This is a genomic window from Mycolicibacterium bacteremicum, assembly GCF_002086115.1.
Classification (GTDB): Bacteria; Actinomycetota; Actinomycetes; order Mycobacteriales; family Mycobacteriaceae; genus Mycobacterium; species Mycobacterium bacteremicum.
On sequence record NZ_MVHJ01000023.1, the window covers coordinates 52597 to 71482 of the forward strand.

17 protein-coding genes and 1 tRNA gene are annotated in these 18886 nt (G+C 68.5%); 14 read left to right on the forward strand and 4 right to left on the reverse strand.

The genetic code is table 11. The features are described from left to right. Position 1 precedes the first annotated feature (1 nt). The 3 genes from BST17_RS21550 to BST17_RS21560 form a co-directional block, all read right to left on the reverse strand. Positions 2 to 913: an SDR family NAD(P)-dependent oxidoreductase gene (locus BST17_RS21550; RefSeq protein WP_083060945.1), complete on the reverse strand. Its 912-nt coding sequence runs from the start codon at positions 911 to 913 to the stop codon at positions 2 to 4. Beyond that, positions 910 to 1515 carry a TetR/AcrR family transcriptional regulator gene (locus BST17_RS21555; protein WP_083060946.1) on the reverse strand — a complete coding sequence of 202 codons (606 nt, stop codon included), beginning with the start codon at positions 1513 to 1515 and terminating at the stop codon, positions 910 to 912. Before BST17_RS21555 ends, BST17_RS21550 begins: the two co-directional genes overlap by 4 nt. A gap of 206 nt (positions 1516 to 1721) precedes the next feature. Then, positions 1722 to 1797: transfer RNA gene (locus tag BST17_RS21560), tRNA-Arg, on the reverse strand. Between the two features lie 102 nt (positions 1798 to 1899). On the opposite strand from BST17_RS21560, the gene argS reads away from it, so the two are divergent. From argS to BST17_RS28840, 8 genes are all read left to right on the forward strand, one after another. After that, positions 1900 to 3552 (forward strand): arginine--tRNA ligase, encoded by a 1653-nt coding sequence (argS, locus tag BST17_RS21565; protein WP_083060947.1) that lies wholly within the window; start codon positions 1900 to 1902, stop codon positions 3550 to 3552. A 53-nt stretch (positions 3553 to 3605) separates the two neighbouring features. After that, positions 3606 to 4940 (forward strand): diaminopimelate decarboxylase, encoded by a 1335-nt coding sequence (gene lysA / locus BST17_RS21570; protein WP_234807767.1) that lies wholly within the window; start codon positions 3606 to 3608, stop codon positions 4938 to 4940. Further along, positions 4937 to 6256 (forward strand): homoserine dehydrogenase, encoded by a 1320-nt coding sequence (locus tag BST17_RS21575; protein WP_083060949.1) that lies wholly within the window; start codon positions 4937 to 4939, stop codon positions 6254 to 6256. Before lysA ends, BST17_RS21575 begins: the two co-directional genes overlap by 4 nt. Then, positions 6250 to 7323: a threonine synthase gene (thrC, locus tag BST17_RS21580; protein WP_083060970.1), complete on the forward strand. Its 1074-nt coding sequence runs from the start codon at positions 6250 to 6252 to the stop codon at positions 7321 to 7323. Before BST17_RS21575 ends, thrC begins: the two co-directional genes overlap by 7 nt. A gap of 16 nt (positions 7324 to 7339) precedes the next feature. Beyond that, positions 7340 to 8272, forward strand: coding sequence for a homoserine kinase (gene thrB / locus BST17_RS21585; RefSeq protein WP_083060950.1), 933 nt, complete (start codon positions 7340 to 7342; stop codon positions 8270 to 8272). A 302-nt stretch (positions 8273 to 8574) separates the two neighbouring features. Then, the gene (rho, locus tag BST17_RS21590; RefSeq protein WP_083060951.1) at positions 8575 to 10569 is read left to right on the forward strand and encodes a transcription termination factor Rho; all 1995 of its coding nucleotides are present in this window, start codon (positions 8575 to 8577) and stop codon (positions 10567 to 10569) included. A 141-nt stretch (positions 10570 to 10710) separates the two neighbouring features. After that, on the forward strand, positions 10711 to 11421 hold the full coding sequence (locus tag BST17_RS28835) for a DUF8817 family protein (protein WP_109750239.1): 711 nt from the start codon (positions 10711 to 10713) through the stop codon (positions 11419 to 11421). Beyond that, positions 11409 to 11978 (forward strand): PadR family transcriptional regulator, encoded by a 570-nt coding sequence (locus BST17_RS28840; RefSeq protein ID WP_109750240.1) that lies wholly within the window; start codon positions 11409 to 11411, stop codon positions 11976 to 11978. The genes BST17_RS28835 and BST17_RS28840 overlap by 13 nt, the downstream gene beginning before the upstream one ends. A 55-nt stretch (positions 11979 to 12033) precedes the next feature. Here the strand turns inward: BST17_RS28840 and BST17_RS21600 are convergent, their stop codons facing one another. Next, the gene (locus tag BST17_RS21600) at positions 12034 to 12633 is read right to left on the reverse strand and encodes a TetR/AcrR family transcriptional regulator (RefSeq protein WP_083060952.1); all 600 of its coding nucleotides are present in this window, start codon (positions 12631 to 12633) and stop codon (positions 12034 to 12036) included. 137 nt (positions 12634 to 12770) lie between these two features. Here BST17_RS21600 and fadD1 point away from each other — a divergent pair, with 137 nt between their 5' ends. The 6 genes from fadD1 (at position 12771) to BST17_RS21630 (ending at position 18635) form a co-directional block, all read left to right on the forward strand. After that, the gene (gene fadD1, locus BST17_RS21605) at positions 12771 to 14348 is read left to right on the forward strand and encodes a fatty-acid--CoA ligase FadD1 (protein WP_083060953.1); all 1578 of its coding nucleotides are present in this window, start codon (positions 12771 to 12773) and stop codon (positions 14346 to 14348) included. A gap of 138 nt (positions 14349 to 14486) precedes the next feature. After that, complete coding sequence (gene rpmE, locus BST17_RS21610) at positions 14487 to 14717, forward strand: 50S ribosomal protein L31 (RefSeq protein ID WP_083060954.1); 231 nt, start codon at positions 14487 to 14489, stop codon at positions 14715 to 14717. 73 nt (positions 14718 to 14790) lie between these two features. Continuing rightward, the gene (gene prfA, locus BST17_RS21615; protein WP_083060955.1) at positions 14791 to 15864 is read left to right on the forward strand and encodes a peptide chain release factor 1; all 1074 of its coding nucleotides are present in this window, start codon (positions 14791 to 14793) and stop codon (positions 15862 to 15864) included. A gap of 28 nt (positions 15865 to 15892) precedes the next feature. Continuing rightward, positions 15893 to 16726 (forward strand): peptide chain release factor N(5)-glutamine methyltransferase, encoded by an 834-nt coding sequence (gene prmC, locus BST17_RS21620; RefSeq protein WP_083060956.1) that lies wholly within the window; start codon positions 15893 to 15895, stop codon positions 16724 to 16726. Positions 16727 to 16795: 69 nt separating this feature from the next. Next, entirely contained in the window at positions 16796 to 17473 is a 678-nt protein-coding gene (locus BST17_RS21625) for an L-threonylcarbamoyladenylate synthase (protein ID WP_083060957.1), read from the forward strand. Beyond that, positions 17457 to 18635: a glycosyltransferase family 4 protein gene (locus tag BST17_RS21630; RefSeq protein WP_083060958.1), complete on the forward strand. Its 1179-nt coding sequence runs from the start codon at positions 17457 to 17459 to the stop codon at positions 18633 to 18635. Before BST17_RS21625 ends, BST17_RS21630 begins: the two co-directional genes overlap by 17 nt. Positions 18636 to 18886 lie beyond the last annotated feature (251 nt).

Genomic DNA, 18886 nt, shown 5'->3' on the forward strand with positions numbered 1-18886 from the left:
ATCAGTGCCGGCCTGAGCTCGCCGCGACCAGCCGCATGCTGGTGTCCCACAAATCGAGGGCCTTTGTGGTGTCATAGGATTCGGCTGAGGACCTGATCGCCCTGGCTCCCTCGAAGTACGCGCCTGTCACGCCGTCGTAGCGGGGATCGATGGCCAGTGCGGCCAGCCGTGCACCCGATGTCGCCAACGAATTCACGTTGGGCAATACGCGCAGCAGGGGAGAGACGATGCGCCACACCATCTTCTGGGCCGGGGTGTAGTCGCGGGACAAACCCGAGGACGGCATCAGCCCGGGGTCGAAGGCGGTGACCGTGATGCCGTGCGCGCCGTGGCCCAGCCGTCGATCGAGTTCGTAGGCATGCAGCACATTGCACAGCTTCGAGGTGGTGTAGCGGCGGCGCCCGTCCACCGGCGCGCCGGGCTGCGGATGGGCCAGCTCCTCGGCGGTGGTGTAGTGGGGATGCGGCATTCCGGTGAACTTCGCAGGATCGTGGGTGCCGCTGGCCACCAGGATGATTCGGCCCGGCGCCACCAGGTGCCCGCGCATGCTCTCGATGAGGGCGAAGTGGCCCAGATGGTTGACCCCGAAGGTGGCCTCCACGCCGTCCTCGGTGATCTGGAGGCCGGAGACCATCTGGAGGCCGGCGTTGGCGATGATGGCGCGCAGCGGCGGCAGGCCGGCCTCGGTGTACGCCGCGGTGAATGCCTGCACCGAACGCAATGACGCGAGATCGCATGTCAGCACGGTGCAGCGGTCGGGGGCGTCGAGGTCGGCGACCGCGGCCTGCCCGCGGCCGGCGTCGCGGACGGCCAGCACGATGTGCCAGGACTCATCCGCGGCGAGAATGGCGCGGGCGCATTCGAGCCCCAGGCCGGCGTTGGCGCCGGTGATGATGACGGTGCGGGTGTTCATCGTTCCTCCAACAGGATCGGAATCAGGGCCCGGACGGCCTGGATCAGCCGCACGTACATGCGGTCGACGTCGGTGACGTCGGGCTCGAGGTGATCGGCGAAGAAGATGCCGTCCGACATGGCGGTGGCGACCGCGGCCAGCTCGGCGACCACACGGTCGGCCGTGGCCGCGGGAATGTCCGCGGGCAGCATCGGTCGGACCACGGCGGCGAACCCCTCGATCGCGGTGTCGCGCACCCGCCGGATCGCGCCGGCCACCGCGGGATCGTCGCTGCGTTCCAGCGACAGCATGTACATCAGCCGGAAGAAGTCCGGGTTGGCCACCATGAGTTTGGCCGCGGCCGCGCGTTGGGTCTCGACATCAGGGGCGTCGCGGGGGATCTGTGCGAAGTACCGCTGCGCGCCGCGTTCCATGACGGCCGCCAGCACACCTTCCTTGGAGCCGAAGTGCCAGTAGATCGAGCTCGCGGGCAGGCCGGTTTCCCGGCGGATGTGGGTGATCGAGGTCGCCGCGTAGCCCTGGGTGGACATCAGCCGTTCGGTGGCGTCGAGGATCAGCTCGCGGGAGTTCTCGCCCTGGCGTTGCCGTCGGGTGGGGGACACCGGCCGCTCCTGTCTGTAATGATCCTTACAGAAAAGGTAGCAGACTTTCGGGCGGGCCGCCGAGTGTGAATCCGCTGCGGAAAATCAGCCGCTGGACCGCAGAGCGTTCACACTCGACGGACCGGCGGGTCATCGGCGAGTTCGCGGGTGCAAAAAGAAGACCGCGGTCCCGAGGTGGGATCGCGGTCCTGGGTGTCGTGGAAGTGTGGTGCCCCCGGCAGGATTCGAACCTGCGGCCTTCTGCTCCGGAGGCAGACGCTCTATCCCCTGAGCTACGGGGGCGCGAGCAACTGGTGCTGCGCCGTTGGGCGTGCATAGCGTAACCCATCGCCAACCGGTAATGGATTCGGGACCTGAGGACCCCGCACCATAGGATGGTCCCCCGTGACACCTGCCGATCTGGCTGCCCTGCTCAAGGCCACCGCCGCCGCGGTCCTGGCCGAGCACAGCCTCGACACCAGCGCGCTGCCCGACACCATCACCGTCGAGCGGCCGCGCAACCCCGAGCACGGCGACTATGCCACCAACATCGCCCTGCAACTGGGGAAGAAGGTCGGGGTCAACCCACGCGAGCTGGCCGGCTGGCTGGCCACCGCGCTGGCCGATGCCGAGGGCATCGCGGGCGCCGAGATCGCCGGGCCCGGCTTCGTGAACCTGCGCATCGAAGCCTCCGCGCAGGGTGTCGTGGTCACCAATGTCCTGGCCGCCGGTGCCGGGTACGGCAGTTCCGCCGATCTGGCCGATCAGGTGATCAACCTCGAATTCGTCTCGGCCAACCCGACCGGGCCCATCCACATCGGCGGCACCCGCTGGGCCGCCGTCGGCGACGCGCTGGGCCGGCTGTTGAGCACCCAGGGCGCTGCGGTCACCCGGGAGTACTACTTCAACGACCACGGTGCGCAGATCGACCGGTTCGCCCGGTCGCTGGTCGCCGCCGCGAAGGGCGAGCCGGCCCCCGAGGACGGCTACGCGGGCAGCTACATCAACGACATCGCCGCCGCGATCGTCGCGCAGGCCCCTGATGTGCTGAGCCAGCCCGCCGAGCAGCAGCAGGAGACCTTCCGCTCCATCGGTGTGGATCTGATGTTTGCGCACATCAAGTCCTCACTGCACGACTTCGGCACCGATTTCGACGTCTACACCCACGAAGACTCGATGCACACCTCGGGCCGGGTGCAGCAGGCCATCCAGCGGTTGCGTGACAACGGCGCCATCTACGAGAAGGACGGCGCAACCTGGCTGCGCACCACCGAGTTCGGTGACGACAAGGACCGGGTGGTCATCAAGAGTGATGGCAACCCGGCCTATGTCGCCGGTGACCTCGCCTACTACCTGGACAAGCGCGAGCGCGGGTTCACCCTGTGCATCTACATGCTCGGCGCCGACCACCACGGCTACATCGCACGGCTCAAGGCCGCTGCCGCCGCCCTCGGTGACGATCCGGCGACCGTCGAGGTGCTCATCGGGCAGATGGTCAATTTGGTGCGCGACGGGCAGCCGGTGCGGATGAGCAAGCGAGCCGGCACCGTCATCACCCTCGACGACCTGGTCGACGCCATCGGTGTGGACGCGGCCCGCTACGTGCTGATCCGGTCCTCGGTGAACAGCCCCATCGACATCGACCTCGGGCTGTGGGCCAGTGCGTCCAACGAGAACCCGGTCTACTACGTGCAGTACGCGCATGCCCGGCTGTCGGCGCTGGCCCGCAACGCCGCCGAACTGGGCTTGTCCGCCGACACCGCGCACCTGGACCTGCTGACCCACGACCGGGAAGCCACCCTGATGCGCAACCTGGGGGAGTTCGGCCGCATCCTGAAAACCGCTGCGACCCTTCGTGAACCGCACCGGGTCTGTCGCTACCTGGAAGACCTGGCCGGTGACTACCACCGGTTCTACGACTCCTGCCGGGTGCTGCCCCAGGGTGACGAACAGCCGACCGACCTCAACGCGGCGCGGCTGGCGCTGTGCGCGGCCACTCGGCAGACCATCGCCAACGGGTTGGCCATCCTGGGCGTGAGCGCACCGGAGCGGATGTGAGCGCGCATCCCGGCGCCGGTGCGCCGCCCAGACCGCAGACCGCCGACGAGGTGATGCTGCTGGCCCCGAACGTCTGGCCGCAGAATCTGGTTCGGGGCGCCGACGGCGTCGTGACGGTGGCAGGCTTGCGCGTCACCGATCTGGCCGCCGAATTCGGTACCCCGTTGTTCGTCATCGACGAGGACGATTTCCGTTCCCGGTGCCGTGAGATCGCCGCGGCCTTCGGCGGTGGCGAGCATGTGCACTACGCGTCCAAGGCGTTCCTGTGCGCGGAGATTGCGCGATGGGTGCATCAGGAGGGGCTGTCGCTGGATGTCGCCACCGGCGGTGAGCTCGCGGTGGCGCTGCACGCGGACTTCCCGGCCGAGCGGATCACCGTGCACGGCAACAACAAATCGGTCGGCGAGCTCACCACCGCGGTGAACGCCGGCGTCGGGCACATCGTCGTCGACTCCGAGATCGAGATCGAGCGGCTCGAGGCCGTCGCCGGTGCGGCCGGGGTGGTCCAAGACGTGCTCGTGCGGGTCACGCCCGGCGTGGAGGCCCACACCCACGAGTTCATCTCCACCGCGCACGAGGACCAGAAGTTCGGGCTGTCGCTGGCCAGTGGCGCCGCATTGGAAGCCGTCCGCCGGGTCTTCGCCACCGCCAACCTGCGTCTGGTCGGTCTGCACTGCCACGTCGGTTCGCAGATCTTCGACGTGTCCGGTTTCGAGATCGCCGCCCGCCGGCTGATCGGACTGCTGCGCGATGTCGTGGCGGAGTTCGGCGTCGAGAAGACCGCCCAGATGGACATCCTCGATCTCGGTGGCGGCCTGGGTATCTCATACCTGCCGCACGACAATCCGCCACCGATGAAGGAGCTGGCAGACAAGCTCAAGGCCATCGTCGCCAAGGAATCGGCCGCCGTCGGCCTGCCCACCCCGACGCTGGTCGTCGAACCCGGCCGTGCCATCGCCGGACCCGGCACCATCACCGTCTATGAGGTGGGCACGGTCAAGGACGTCGCCGTCTCGGCCGACAAGCACCGTCGCTACGTCAGCGTGGACGGCGGGATGAGTGACAACATCCGGCCGGCCCTCTATGACGCCGAATACGATGCCCGCCTGGTGTCGCGCACCAGTGCCGCGCCGGCCGTGCTGGCACGCATCGTCGGAAAGCACTGTGAGAGCGGCGACATCATCGTCCGTGACACCTGGGTGTCCGAGGACCTGGCGCCCGGTGATCTGCTGGCGGTGGCCGCCACCGGCGCGTACTGCTACTCGATGTCGAGTCGCTACAACCTGCTGCGGCGCCCGGCCGTGGTCGCAGTCAAAGACGGACGCGCGCGGCTGATCCTGCGCCGCGAGACCGTCGAGGATCTTCTGAGCCTGGAGGTGGGTCAATGAGTGAGAAGCCGATCGGCATAGCCGTTCTGGGACTCGGCAATGTCGGCACCGAGGTGGTGCGCATCATCGAGGAGAGTGCGGCCGACCTCGAGGCGCGCATCGGCGCGCCCCTGCAGCTGCGCGGTGTCGGTGTGCGGCGGGTCGCCAAGGACCGTGGCGTTCCTGTCGACCTGCTCACCGAGGACATCGAGCAGTTGGTCTCCCGCGATGACGTCGACATCGTGGTGGAGTTGATGGGGCCCGTCGAACCGGCCCGCAAGGCCATCATGGCCGCCCTGGAGCAGGGCAAGTCGGTGGTCACCGCCAACAAGGCGCTGATGGCACAGTCCACCGGTGAGCTCGCCCAGGCGGCCGAAAAGGCGCGGGTGGACCTGTATTTCGAGGCTGCCGTCGCCGGCGCGATCCCGGTCATCCGGCCGCTGACCCAGTCGCTGGCCGGCGACTCGGTGGTGCGGGTGGCCGGCATCGTCAACGGCACCACCAACTACATCCTCTCGGCGATGAACGACACCGGGGCCTCCTATGAGAGTGCGTTGGCCGACGCCAGCGCCCTCGGTTACGCCGAGGCCGATCCGACCGCCGACGTCGAGGGCTACGACGCCGCGGCCAAGGCGGCCATCCTGGCTTCCATCGCCTTCCACACCCGGGTCACCGCCGACGACGTCTACCGCGAGGGCATCACCAAGGTCAGTGCCGAGGACTTCGCCTCGGCCAAGGCGCTGGGCTGCAACATCAAGCTGCTCGCCATCTGCGAGCGGTTGGTCAGTGGCAAAGGCAAGCAACGGGTTTCGGCGCGGGTCTACCCGGCGCTGGTTCCGCTGGACCATCCGCTGGCCTCGGTCAACGGCGCGTTCAACGCCGTGGTGGTCGAGGCCGAGGCGGCCGGCCGGTTGATGTTCTACGGCCAGGGCGCCGGCGGCGCGCCCACTGCCTCAGCCGTGATGGGTGATGTGGTGATGGCCGCGCGCAACCGGGTGCAGGGCGGCCGCGGGCCGCGCGAATCCAAGTACGCCAAGCTGCCGGTCGCCTCCATCGGGGCGATCCCGACCCGGTACTACGTCAACATGAACGTCAAGGACCAGCCGGGCGTACTGTCCGCGGTGGCAGCGGAATTCAGCCGCCACGAGGTCAGCATCGCCGAGGTCCGCCAGGAGGGGATGACCGACGCCGAGGGCGAACCGTGCGGTGCGCGCATCGTGGTCGTCACCCATCAGGCCACCGACGCGGCCCTGTCCGAGACCGTCGAGGCGCTCGCCGACCTCGACGTCGTGCAGAAGATCAACAGCGTGCTTCGTATGGAAGGTGCAACATCGTGACACCCGTACACCGTCCGTGGCCGGGCCTGATCGCCGCGTACCGCGACCGGCTGCCGGTCGAGGACAATTGGACCCCGATCACGTTGCTGGAGGGTGGAACTCCGCTCATCCACGCCAAGCGGCTCTCCGAGCAGACCGGCTGCACCGTGCACCTGAAGGTGGAGGGACTCAACCCCACCGGGTCGTTCAAGGACCGCGGGATGACGATGGCCGTCACCGATGCGCTGGCCCGCGGCCAGCAGGCCGTACTGTGCGCCTCCACCGGAAACACTTCCGCCTCGGCGGCCGCCTACGCCGCCGTCGCCGGCATGACCTGTGCGGTGCTGATCCCGCAGGGCAAGATCGCGATGGGCAAGCTCGCCCAGGCGGTCATGCACGGCGCCAAGATCATTCAGGTCCAGGGCAACTTCGACGACTGTCTGGAGTTGGCGCGCAAGCTGACCGCCGACTATCCGACCATCGGTCTGGTCAACTCGGTCAACCCGGTGCGCATCGAGGGGCAGAAGACCGCGGCCTTCGAGATCGTCGACGCGCTGGGTACCGCACCCGACGTGCATTCGCTGCCGGTCGGCAACGCCGGCAACATCACCGCCTACTGGCGCGGATACCGCGAGTACCACCACGACGGGGTGTCCGACCGGTTGCCCAGGATGCTGGGCACCCAGGCCGCCGGGGCCGCCCCGCTGGTATCCGGTGAGCCCGTGCCCAATCCCGAGACCATCGCCACCGCCATCCGGATCGGGTCGCCGGCCTCGTGGAATTCGGCCGTGCAGGCCCAGCAGGAGTCCGACGGGCGCTTCCTGGCCGCCACCGACGAAGAGATCCTGGCCGCCTACCGGCTGGTCGCCGCCGCCGAGGGTGTCTTCGTCGAGCCGGCTTCGGCGGCCAGCATCGCCGGTCTGCTCAAGTCGATCGAGGACGGCTGGGTCAAGCCGGGCTCGACCGTGGTGTGCACGGTGACCGGCAACGGACTCAAGGACCCCGATACCGCGCTCAAGACCATGCCCGAGGTGACGCCGATCCCGGTCGATCCCGCCGCCGTCGTCGCCGCGCTGGACCTGGGCTGACGGGCGGCGAGCCGAGGTGACCCACACCCTGCCGACCGGCCTGCGGGCCGGTGTCGTCGTGCCGGCGTCCAGCGCCAACCTGGGTCCGGGCTTCGACAGCCTGGGCCTGGCGCTGAGCATGTACGACGAAATCGAGGTCGAGACAACCGAATCCGGTCTCGTCATCGACGTCGAGGGGCAGGGCGCCGGTCAGGTACCACTTACTGCCGACCATCTCGTCGTGCAGGCTATCCAGCGCGGGCTGGACGCCGCCGGCCTGCAGGCCACCGGTCTGAAGGTGCACTGCCGCAATGTGATCCCGCATTCGCGCGGCTTGGGCTCGTCGGCCGCTGCCGTCGTCGGCGGGCTCGCCATCGCCAATGGTTTTGCTGCGCAGGTCGATTCGCCGGAGCTGTCCCGAGACGAGCTGGTCCAGCTGTCCTCGGAATTCGAGGGTCATCCCGACAACGCCGCAGCCGCCGTGCTCGGCGGGGCGGTGGTCTCGTGGACGGTCGACGGTAGCGATCCGGCCCGCTACGACGCGGCGCGCCTGCGGTTGCACCCCGACATCCGGCTGTTCCCGGCTGTTCCCGAAACGCGGTCGTCGACCGCGGCGACCCGGGGCCTGCTGCCCGAGAGCGTCAGCCACACCGACGCCAGGTTCAACGTGGCGCGTGCGGCCATGCTCGTCATCGCGCTGACCGAGCGGCCCGACCTGCTGCTCGAGGCGACCGGGGACCGACTGCATCAGAACCAGCGCGGCCCGGCGATGCCCGCGTCGGCGGAATACCTCGCTGTCCTGCGGCGTTGTGGAGTGGCAGCGGTGCTGTCAGGTGCCGGACCTGCGGTGATCGCGTTGACCGACGGCCGGGATCTGCCCGGCGAGGCGTTGGCCTACGGCGCCGCCAACGGGTTCACCGTGACCGAGATGACCGCCGGCGACGGCGTACGTTGGAGTCCAGGGACGTAAGGGTCGGGACGAACACGCAAACCGTGGCGCTTCTTGCAACCACGCCTGATGCGGGTTATTCTCGCTTTCGTCCAGCAATCGCAGCGTTTCTACCTGCGCCGACACTAGGACGACACCCAATCTTCTCGTGTTTCACTCGTGGCCCCTCGGTCTGCCGCGCGGCGGCCGACCCTGGCGATCACCGTCGCGCACGTGACGGTGGCGTCGCGAAAGACCACGCGCCCGGCCGCTTGGCTGGGTGCAGATGACCTTCGGGTATCCCCTCGCATCAACGCCATATGCGAGGGAAAGAAAGGAAATCCGTGACTGATACGGACCTCATCACGGCAGCCGACAGTGGCAGTGCGCCCGCGGAAGCCATGACTTCAACCAGTGCCGCGCCGAGCGCAGGCGCCGGCCGTGGCCGCTCCGGCTCGCTGACGTCGATGCTGCTCCCTGACCTGCGGGCGCTGGCCAGCGAAGTAGGTGTCAAGGGCACCTCCGGCATGCGTAAGAGCGATCTGATCGCGGCCATCAGGGAGCATCGCGGCGAATCCGCCGGCGCCAAGTCCGCACCCGCGGAGAAGGCGGAGAAGGCGCCGAAGTCCGCTCCGGTGGAGCAGCCGACGCTCGATTCGACCCCTGAGCAGTCCGCGCAGGCGGAAACCGGCCAGGGCGGCGACGCGCCGCAGCAGAGCCCGCAGCGTCGTGAGCGCCGCAGCGCCGGCCGTCAATCCGGTGCGCCGGACAACCGGCAGGACAGTGACACCGCCCAGTCCGGGGACGCCAACGACAACACGGGCAAGGGCGGCGACACCGACACGACCAAGTCCGGTGGTGCCCAGCAGGGCGACCGCAACGAGAACGCGAATCGCGACAACACGAGCCGCAACGACAACTCGGACCGCAACGAGAACTCGAACCGGAACGACAGGGCCGACCAGCAGGACGGTAACCAGAACCGCAACGCCAACAACAGCGGCGGCGGTAACCAGAACAGCGCCAACAACCAGAACAACAACGACGATGACGAGGGTCGCGGCGGCCGTCGTGGACGTCGGTTCCGGGACCGTCGACGGCGCGGCGAGCGCTCCGGCGGCGGTGACGGCGGCGGCCAGGGCGGTGGCGGGGGAGACCGCGACACCGAACTGCGCGAAGACGATGTCGTCCAGCCCGTGGCGGGCATTCTCGATGTGCTCGACAACTACGCCTTCGTCCGGACATCCGGCTACCTCGCCGGCCCGAACGACGTCTACGTCTCGATGAACATGGTCCGCAAGAACGGCCTGCGCCGCGGTGACGCCGTCACCGGTGCGGTGCGGGTGGCCCGCGAAGGCGAGAGCAGCGGCGGCAACAACCCGCGGCAGAAGTTCAACCCGCTGGTGCGCTTGGACACCGTCAACGGCGGTCCGGTCGAGAACGCCAAGAACCGACCGGATTTCACCAAGCTGACCCCGCTGTACCCGAACCAGCGGCTGCGTCTGGAGACCACCCCCGATCGGCTGACCACCCGCGTGATCGACCTGATCATGCCGATCGGCAAGGGCCAGCGCGCCCTGATCGTGTCCCCGCCCAAGGCCGGTAAGACGACGATCATGCAGGACATCGCCAACGCGATCACCCGCAACAACCCGGAATGCCACCTCATGGTCGTGCTCGTCGACGAGCGTCCCGAAGAGGTCACCGATATGCAGCGCTCGGTCAAGGGCGAGGTCATCGCCTCGACCTTCGACCGGCCGCCGTCAGATCACACCCAGGCCGCCGAACTGGCCATCGAGCGCGCCAAGCGCCTGGTGGAACAGGGCAAGGACGTCGTGGTGCTGCTCGACTCGATCACCCGGCTGGGTCGCGCGTACAACAACGCCTCGCCCGCCTCGGGTCGCATCCTGTCCGGTGGTGTGGACTCGACCGCGCTGTACCCGCCCAAGCGGTTCCTCGGCGCGGCGCGCAACATCGAGCACGGCGGGTCGCTGACCATCATCGCCACCGCGATGGTCGAGACCGGCTCCACCGGTGACACCGTCATCTTCGAGGAGTTCAAGGGCACCGGTAACGCCGAGCTCAAGCTGGACCGCAAGATCGCCGAGCGGCGCGTCTTCCCGGCCGTCGACGTCAACCCGTCGGGCACCCGCAAGGACGAGCTGCTGCTCGGTGCCGACGAGTTCGCGATCGTGCACAAGCTGCGCCGGGTGCTGTCCGGGCTGGACAGCCACCAGGCCATCGACCTGCTGATGAGCCAACTGCGTAAGACCAAGACCAACTACGAGTTCCTGGTCCAGGTGTCCAAGACGACCCCGGGTGGCATGGACAACGACTGATCCCGGTTTCGCTGCGCGAGCAGTCGCAAAGCTGCCCTCTATCCATCGATAGGGGGCAGTTTTGCGTCTGCTGGTGGGCGCGAGGCGCCCCGGCTCCCAGGTCGCCTCACCCCACTAGTCAAAGTTGAGTACCGTGGTGGCGTGCCCGCGACCACCGTTCCGCTGCTGCCGTGCGCCACGCCGGCGCAGACCATCGAGTTCTACCGAGCGCTGGGCTTCGACGTCAGCGATCAACAGACCAAGCCCTACCTGTATCTGGCGTTCGCCTTCGACGGCATCGAACTGCACTTCAAAGAGGCGGCGCCCAGCCTCGCGATCGGCGACGAGCTGACCGGCGGATGCCTGTTGTTCGTCGACGACGTGGCCGGCTGTCACGCAGTGTTCAGTGCTCGCCTCCGGCAGCACTACGGGCGCATTCCGTTCCGAGGCCTGCCCCGCATCGAACGGTTGCGGCCCGGGCAGAGCCGCTTCCAGATCCTCGACCCGTCCGGAAACTGCCTTGTGTTCATCAGCCGCGGCGAGGGCGATATCGAGTACGGCGGATCACGCGAGCTGTCCGGACTGGCCAAGGCGCACGACAACGTGCGCATCTTCCGGGACTTCAAGAACGACGACGCGTTGGCCGCCCGCGCGTTGGACACCGCGCTGCGCCGCCACCGCGACGATGCGCCGCGGGTCGATCTGGCCCGCGCACTGGCCGACCGCGTCGAGCTCGCGGTCGCGCTGGCCGACCCCGACGCCGAACAGACGGCCGCCGCAGAGCTGGCGGCCCTCGACCTGACCGACACCGAGCGGAGCGCCATCGCCGACGAACTCACCGCCATCACCGAACTCCGGCAGTGGCTGGCGTAACCGCTCCGACGGTCCGGCTGCTGGTGCTCGGCGTCGTGCGCTCCCGAGGCGAGCTGCACGGCTACGCGATTCACAAGGAGTTGACGTCCTGGCGGGTCGACACCTGGACCGCCGTCAAGCCACCGTCGATCTACCACGCGGTCAAACAGCTTGCCCGCGAGGGATTCCTGTGCGCCGCACAACCCGAAGGCAGCCCGCGCGGGCCCAGCCGGGTGAGTTATGCCGTCACGCCGGCGGGGCAGCGGGAGTTCCTTTCGCTCCTGCAGCAGGCGCTGGTGAGTCCCGATATCGAGGAACTCGGTGCGGGCATCGCGTTCATGCGCTGCCTGCCGCGCGCCCGCGTCGCCGAGCTGCTGCGCACCCAACTCGGCACCACCCGCGATATCGAAACTCAGCTCCAACAGATGAAACCGCAGTGGCCCGATACCGGCGAGGCTCCCCACGCCGGGCATCTATTGGACCTGTGGAGCGGGTCCTTCGCCGCGCACGCGGTCTGGACGGCGGGCATGCTGGACAGGATCGCGGCGGGAGAGTTCACCTTCGCCGACGAAGCGTGATTTCGGTGAGGATACGTGCGCGCACCGCACGTATCCTCACCGAAATCGCAGGTATTCAGACGTTCGGGTCGGCTTTCAGCGCCGGGATCACGTAGCGGCGCACGTGCACGAGCAGCTGCGCCGGGTCGCTCGGGTCCAGCGTGTCACCCGGCACGGTCGCCAGCGAGATCACCACGCGCGCAACCCATTCCGAGGCCTCGGCGATGACGACGTCCGCATGGATCTCGCCGGCATCGCGGGCGGCGATCAGATAGCGCGACCAGAAGCCCGCCAGGTCCGGCACCAGTCCCTGGACGCCGGCGCCCGCACATGCCGCGAACTCCTCGGGCTCGTCGAGACGCAGCTTCATCAGCAGCGCGCCCGGGTCGTCGTAGGCGGTCCGCCCGTGCCGGATGCCTGCCACGATCTGCTGATCGAGGCCGTGCACCTGCTCGAGCACGGCGTGGGCCTGCGACCAGTACACCTCGTTGAGGCGCACGATGGCCGCGCCCAGCAGGGTCACCTTGTCCGGGAAGTGCCGGTACAACCAGCCGCGTGAGACCCCGGCGGTCTCGGCGACCTCGGACACCGTGGTGGCCCGGATGCCCTTGGCGTGCAGGCAGACCTCCGCCGCGTCGATCAGGCGGTCGCGGACGGTGGCCGTGGCGGTCGGCAAGGGTGGTCTCCTCGAACTCGGTCGTGCGATTAGCACACGTTGTACTGCATTCTGCCAAGGACCCCATCAGTATCGCGGGGCAGGTGGGCGGTGGTAGACAGTTGGGCAAATCTGTTCACCAACGGAGGTGCCAGCGCATGGCGGAGACACTGCAGCAACTGCTGCGCAGCCGGGCCGATGACGACGGCATCGCCGTGAAGCACGCCGACACCACCGTCAGCTGGCGCACCCATATCCAGGACGCCGCCCGGCAGGCCGCGGCCGTCATCGCCGCCGCCGACCCGCAGCGCCCGCTGCACGTCGCCGTCCTGCTCGGCAACTCGCCGCACATGCTCACCGCGCTGGCCGCCGCCGGCCTGGGGGGATACGTCCTGTGCGGTGTCAACACCACCCGTCGCGGGGCCGCGCTGGGCCGCGACATCGCCAGGGTGGACACCCAGATCCTGCTCACCGACACCGAGCACCGCAGGCTGCTCGACGATGTCGACCTTCCCGGCGTCACCGTCCACGACGTCACCGACGACCAGTGGCAGAAGCGATTGGCGGCCGCTCCCGAGCTGCGCCCGCACCGCGAGGTCGCGCCCGAGGACACCTTCATGATGATCTTCACCTCGGGTACCAGCGGCGAGCCCAAGGCGGTGGAGGTTCCGCACTCGACGGTGCTGTTCGCCGGCAGCGCACTGGTGCAGCGCTACGAACTCGGGCCGGCCGACACCTGCTATCTGGCGATGCCGTTGTTCCACTCCAACGCCGTCTACGCCGGCTGGAGCGTCGCGATCGGGGCCGGCGCGGCGATGGCCCCGGCGACGTTCTCGGCATCGTCGTTCCTGCCCGACATCCGCCGCTACGGCGCCACTTATATGAATTACGTCGGCAAGCCACTGGCCTACATCCTGGCCACCCCCGAACAGCACGACGATGCGGACAACCCGCTGCGCATCGCCTTCGGCAACGAGGCCGCAGACCGGGATATCGAGGCTTTCGGCCGGCGTTTCGGCTGCACCGTGTGGGACGGCTTCGGCTCCACCGAGACCGCCGTCATCATCACCCGGCCGGAGAACACCCCGCCCGGATCGATCGGGCAGGGTTTCCCCGGGGTGGCCATCTACGACCCGGACACCGCGCAGGAATGTGCGGTGGCGCAGTTCGACGCCGACGGCAAACTGATCAATGCCGACGCTGCCACCGGTGAGCTGGTCAACACGACCGGCAGCGGCCTGTTCCGGGGTTACTACAACGATCAGGCCGCCACCGACGAGCGGCTGCGTGGCGGCATCTACTGGTCGGGCGACCTGGCCTACCGCGATGCCGACGGCTGGATCTACCTGGCCGGCCGCACTGCCGACTGGATGCGGGTGGACGGGGAGAACCTGACGACCGCCCCGATCGAGCGGATCCTGCTGCGGCTGCCCGCCATCAACCGGGTCGCGGTGTATCCGGTGCCCGACCAGTACGTCGGCGATCAGGTGATGGCCGCGGTGGTGCTGCAGGACGACGCCGAGCTGACCCCGCAGGCGTTCGCCGAGTTCCTCGCCGCCCAGTCCGACCTCTCAGCGAAGGCCCGTCCGCGCTACGTCTGGATCGCCGAGGACCTGCCCAGCACCGCGACCAACAAGATCCTCAAGCGCGAGCTGGTCGCGCTCGGGACCGATCCACAGGGGCGTCTCCTCTGGCAACGCGATGGGCAGACCTACGTCCCGGTCGGCCGGGAATAGCGGCCGCTGGTCACGCGTTTTCGCAACTGGCGGTTGACCTGGCATAATGGACCGTCGACCCTCGGTTCCGGTTCACGCTCGAAAACTCCCAGGTCTGGGCTCGGGCGACCCGGCGGCCAACGATTGAAGAGGAAAACCATGAAATCGGGTATCCACCCCAACTACGCCGAGACCACTGTGGTCTGCGGTTGCGGCAACAGCTTCACCACCCGCAGCACCAAGGACAGCGGCCACATCGTGGTCGAGGTCTGCTCGCAGTGCCACCCGTTCTACACCGGCAAGCAGAAGATCCTCGACAGCGGCGGCCGTGTCGCCCGCTTCGAGAAGCGCTACGGCAAGCGCAACACGAAGGCTGCGGCCGACAACTAGTTGTCCGATCGGCGCCCGTTCCTGTCCACGTGTCAGGCCGGGCGCCGATCTGCGTTTGCAGGGAGGTTCGCCGGTGACTGACACCGCGCCCATGATCGAGGCGTTGCTCGCCGAGCACACCGACCTCGAGCGCCAACTCGCCGACCCGGCGCTGCATGCCGACGCCGGCGCCGCGCGCAAGGTCGGCCGCCGCTTCGCGCAGGTATCGCCGATCGTCTCCACCTATCGCAAGCTGGAATCCGCCCGGGGGGATCTGGAAGTCGCCCGCGAACTGGCCGCCGAGGACGAGGCGTTCGCCGCCGAGGTGCCCGAGCTGGAGAAGACGGTCGCCGATCTCGATGCGAAGCTGACCGATCTGCTGGCCCCGCGCGACCCGCATGACGCCGACGATGTGGTGCTGGAGGTCAAATCCGGTGAGGGCGGCGAGGAATCGGCGCTGTTCGCCGCCGACCTGGCCCGGATGTACATCCGCTACGCCGAGCGGCACGGCTGGACGGTCACCGTGCTCGACGAGACCTGGTCGGATCTGGGCGGCTACAAGGACGCCACCATCACCATCGCCGGCAAGGGCGACTCGGCCGACGGCGTCTGGTCGCGGATGAAGTTCGAAGGCGGCGTGCACCGCGTGCAGCGGGTGCCGGTCACCGAGTCACAGGGTCGGGTGCACACCTCGGCCGCCGGCGTGCTGGTCTATCCCGAGCCCGAGGATGTCGAGGAAGTCCAGATCGACGAGTCCGATCTGCGTATCGACGTGTACCGCAGCTCCGGCAAGGGCGGCCAGGGCGTCAACACCACCGACTCCGCGGTGCGCATCACCCATCTGCCCACCGGCATCGTCGTCACCTGTCAGAACGAGCGCAGCCAGCTGCAGAACAAGGCCCGCGCCATGGTGGTGCTCGCCGCGCGTCTGCAGGCACTGGCCGAGGAGCAGGCCTCCGCGGATGCGTCCGCGGACCGGGCCAGCCAGATCCGCACCGTCGACCGCAGCGAGCGGATCCGCACCTACAACTTCCCCGAGAACCGCATCGCCGATCACCGCATCAACTTCAAGTCGCACAACCTCGACCAGGTGCTCGACGGTGATATGGATGCCCTGCTCGACGCGCTGGCCTCCGCCGACAAGCAGGCCCGGCTGCAACAGGCGTGATCCGGGTTTGCGCGCGAACCGGCAACGGATGAACGGGCTGCGGCAGGCGATCGCCGACGGCGCCGCCGCGCTGGCGGCCGCCGGGATCGACTCGGCCCGTGCCGACGCCGAGCAACTGGCTGCCCATGTCGCCGGGGTGGACCGCGGCCGGCTCGCCTTCGTCGAACCCGGACCGGATTTCCCGGAGCGCTACGGGCTGCTGATCGGACAGCGGGTGCTGCGCGTGCCATTGCAGCACCTGCTCGGCACGGCGGCCTTCGGCCCGGTCGCTCTCGCGGTCGGTCCCGGGGTGTTCATCCCGAGGCCGGAAACCGAGGCCCTGCTGGAATGGGCCCACGGCGTGACGGTCCCGCGCGACGGCGTCATCGTCGATCTGTGCACCGGGTCGGGCGCGTTGGCGCTGGCCCTGACCGTCCACTTTCCCGGTACCCGCGTCATCGCGGTGGAGCGCTCGCCGGATGCGCTGCGCTATGCCAGGGCCAACACCGCCGGATCGGTGGTCGAACTGCTGCATGCCGACGTCACGCGGCCCGATCTGCTCACCGAACTCGACGGCACGGTGGACCTGATCGTGGCCAACCCGCCCTACATCCCCGACGGCGCCGAACTGGAACCCGAAGTGGCCGAACATGATCCGCCCCAGGCTTTGTTCGGCGGACCGGACGGCCTGGAGGTCATCCGCCCGATCGTCGACATGGCGGCCCGGCTGCTGCGCCCGGGCGGTCAGATCGGTGTCGAGCATGACGACACCACGTCGCAGGCCACCACTGCGCTCTTTGCCGGACACGGCGCATTCGACGGCGTCACGGCGCGCCGTGACCTGACCGGCCGTCCCCGTTTCGTCACCGCGGTGAGAAGCTGAATACATGAGCGACGCCTGCGAGCGAATCATGTGCCGGTCATGCGTCCGCCGAGCTTGCGAGGCGGCCGCATGAGCTCGATGTTCGATTGCTCCGATCCCGACCAGCGGGCCGGGGGACTGGCCTCGGCGGTAAGCGCGGTCAAGGGCGGCCGGCTCGTCGTGATGCCGACCGACACCGTCTACGGCATCGGCGCCGATGCGTTCGACAATGCGGCGGTCGGCGCGCTGCTGGCGGCCAAGAACCGCGGCCGCGATATGCCCGTCGGCGTGCTCGTCGGTTCCTGGCACACCATCGACGGCCTGGTGTACGCCGTGCCGCCATCGGCGCGTGAGTTGATCCAGGCGTTCTGGCCCGGCGCGCTCAGCCTGGTGGTGCGCCATGCGCCGTCGCTGCAGTGGGATCTCGGCGACGCCAACGGCACGGTGATGTTGCGGATGCCGCTGCACCCGGTGGCCATCGAGCTGCTGCGCGAGGTCGGGCCGATGGCCGTCTCGAGCGCCAACGTGTCGGGCTTCCCCGCCGCGGTCACCGCCTCCGACGCCCAGGCCCAGCTGGGGGAGCGGGTCGAGGTCTACCTCGATGCCGGACCGTCCCCGCAGGGCGCCGCCTCGACCATCGTCGACGTGTCCGGGCCGACACCGCGGGTGCTGCGCGAGGGTCCGGTGCCGATCGCCGACATCGCCCGGGTGCTCGGGGTCGACGCCGCCGACCTCGCGCCCGAGGACGCCCATGGTTCTGCTGGCTGACGGACTGCTGGCCCTCTCCGACCGCGGTGCCGGCGTCCCGCTGCGCGAGCTCGCGCTCGTCGGGCTCACCGCGGCGATCATCACCTACTTCGCGACCGGGTGGGCGCGGGTACTGGCGACCCGGGTCGGCGCGGTCGCCTATCCGCGCCAGCGCGATGTGCATGTCCAGCCGACCCCACGCATGGGCGGGCTGGCGATGTACGTGGGCGTCGTCGTGGCAGTGCTGCTGGCCTCTCAGCTCCCGGCGCTCAACCGCGGGTTCGTCTACTCCACCGGCATGCCCGCGGTCGTCGTGGCCGGCGGGTTGATCATGCTCGTGGGACTGATCGACGACCGCTGGGGCCTGGACGCGCTGACCAAGTTCGCCGGCCAGATCACCGCGGCCAGCGTGCTGGTCACGATGGGTGTGGCCTGGAGCGTGCTCTACATCCCGATCGGCGGGGTCGGCACCATCGTGCTGGACCAGGTGACCTCGATCCTGCTGACCCTGGCGCTGACCGTCTCGATCGTCAACGCGATGAACTTCGTCGACGGTCTGGACGGGTTGGCGGCCGGACTGGGGCTGATCACCGCGCTGGCTATCTGCATCTTCTCGGTGGGGCTGCTGCGCGACCATGGCGGCGACGTGCTGTTCTACCCGCCGGCGATGATCTCGGTGGTGCTGGCCGGGGCCTGTCTGGGCTTCCTGCCCCACAACTTCCACCGGGCCAAGATCTTCATGGGTGACTCCGGCTCGATGCTCATCGGCCTGATGCTGGCCGCGGCGTCGACCACGGCGGCGGGCCCGATCTCGCAGAACGCCTACGGTGCCCGCGATGTCTTCGCGCTGCTGTCGCCGTTCCTGTTGGTGGTGGCGGTGATGTTCGTGCCTGCTCTGGACATGTTGCTGGCGATCGTGCGGCGTACCCGGGCCGGCAAGAGCCCGTTCAGCCCGGACAAGATGCACCTGCATCACCGGCTGCTGCAGATCGGCCATTCGCACCGCCGCGTCGTCCTGCTGATCTACATGTGGGTGGGCATCGTGGCACTGGGCGCGGCAAGCACCATCTTCTTCGATCCGCGGCAGACCGGTGCGGTGATGTTGGCCGCGATCGTGGTCGCCGGCGTGGTCACCCTGATACCGCTGCTGCGGGGGCGGAACAGTCCGATCGAGGAGCCCTGAAAGCCGGTGTACGACAAAAAGTAGTAGGCCTGTTTTTGTGCCTCCTACCTTGTGGTACCGTTCGCGTCATAACCCGAAAACCTCGCGGGTTGCCGGCCCGGCCCATCGGTTGTGACAGACCGATCGGCGCCGATACACGACCGACAAAGGGAGCTACCCCGTGGGTGAGTTCAGCGAGTCCGCTGCCCTCCGATATTCTCGGCAGGCACGCACAGGATCTTTGCAGTTTTCAGTGTTAGAGACGACCAAGC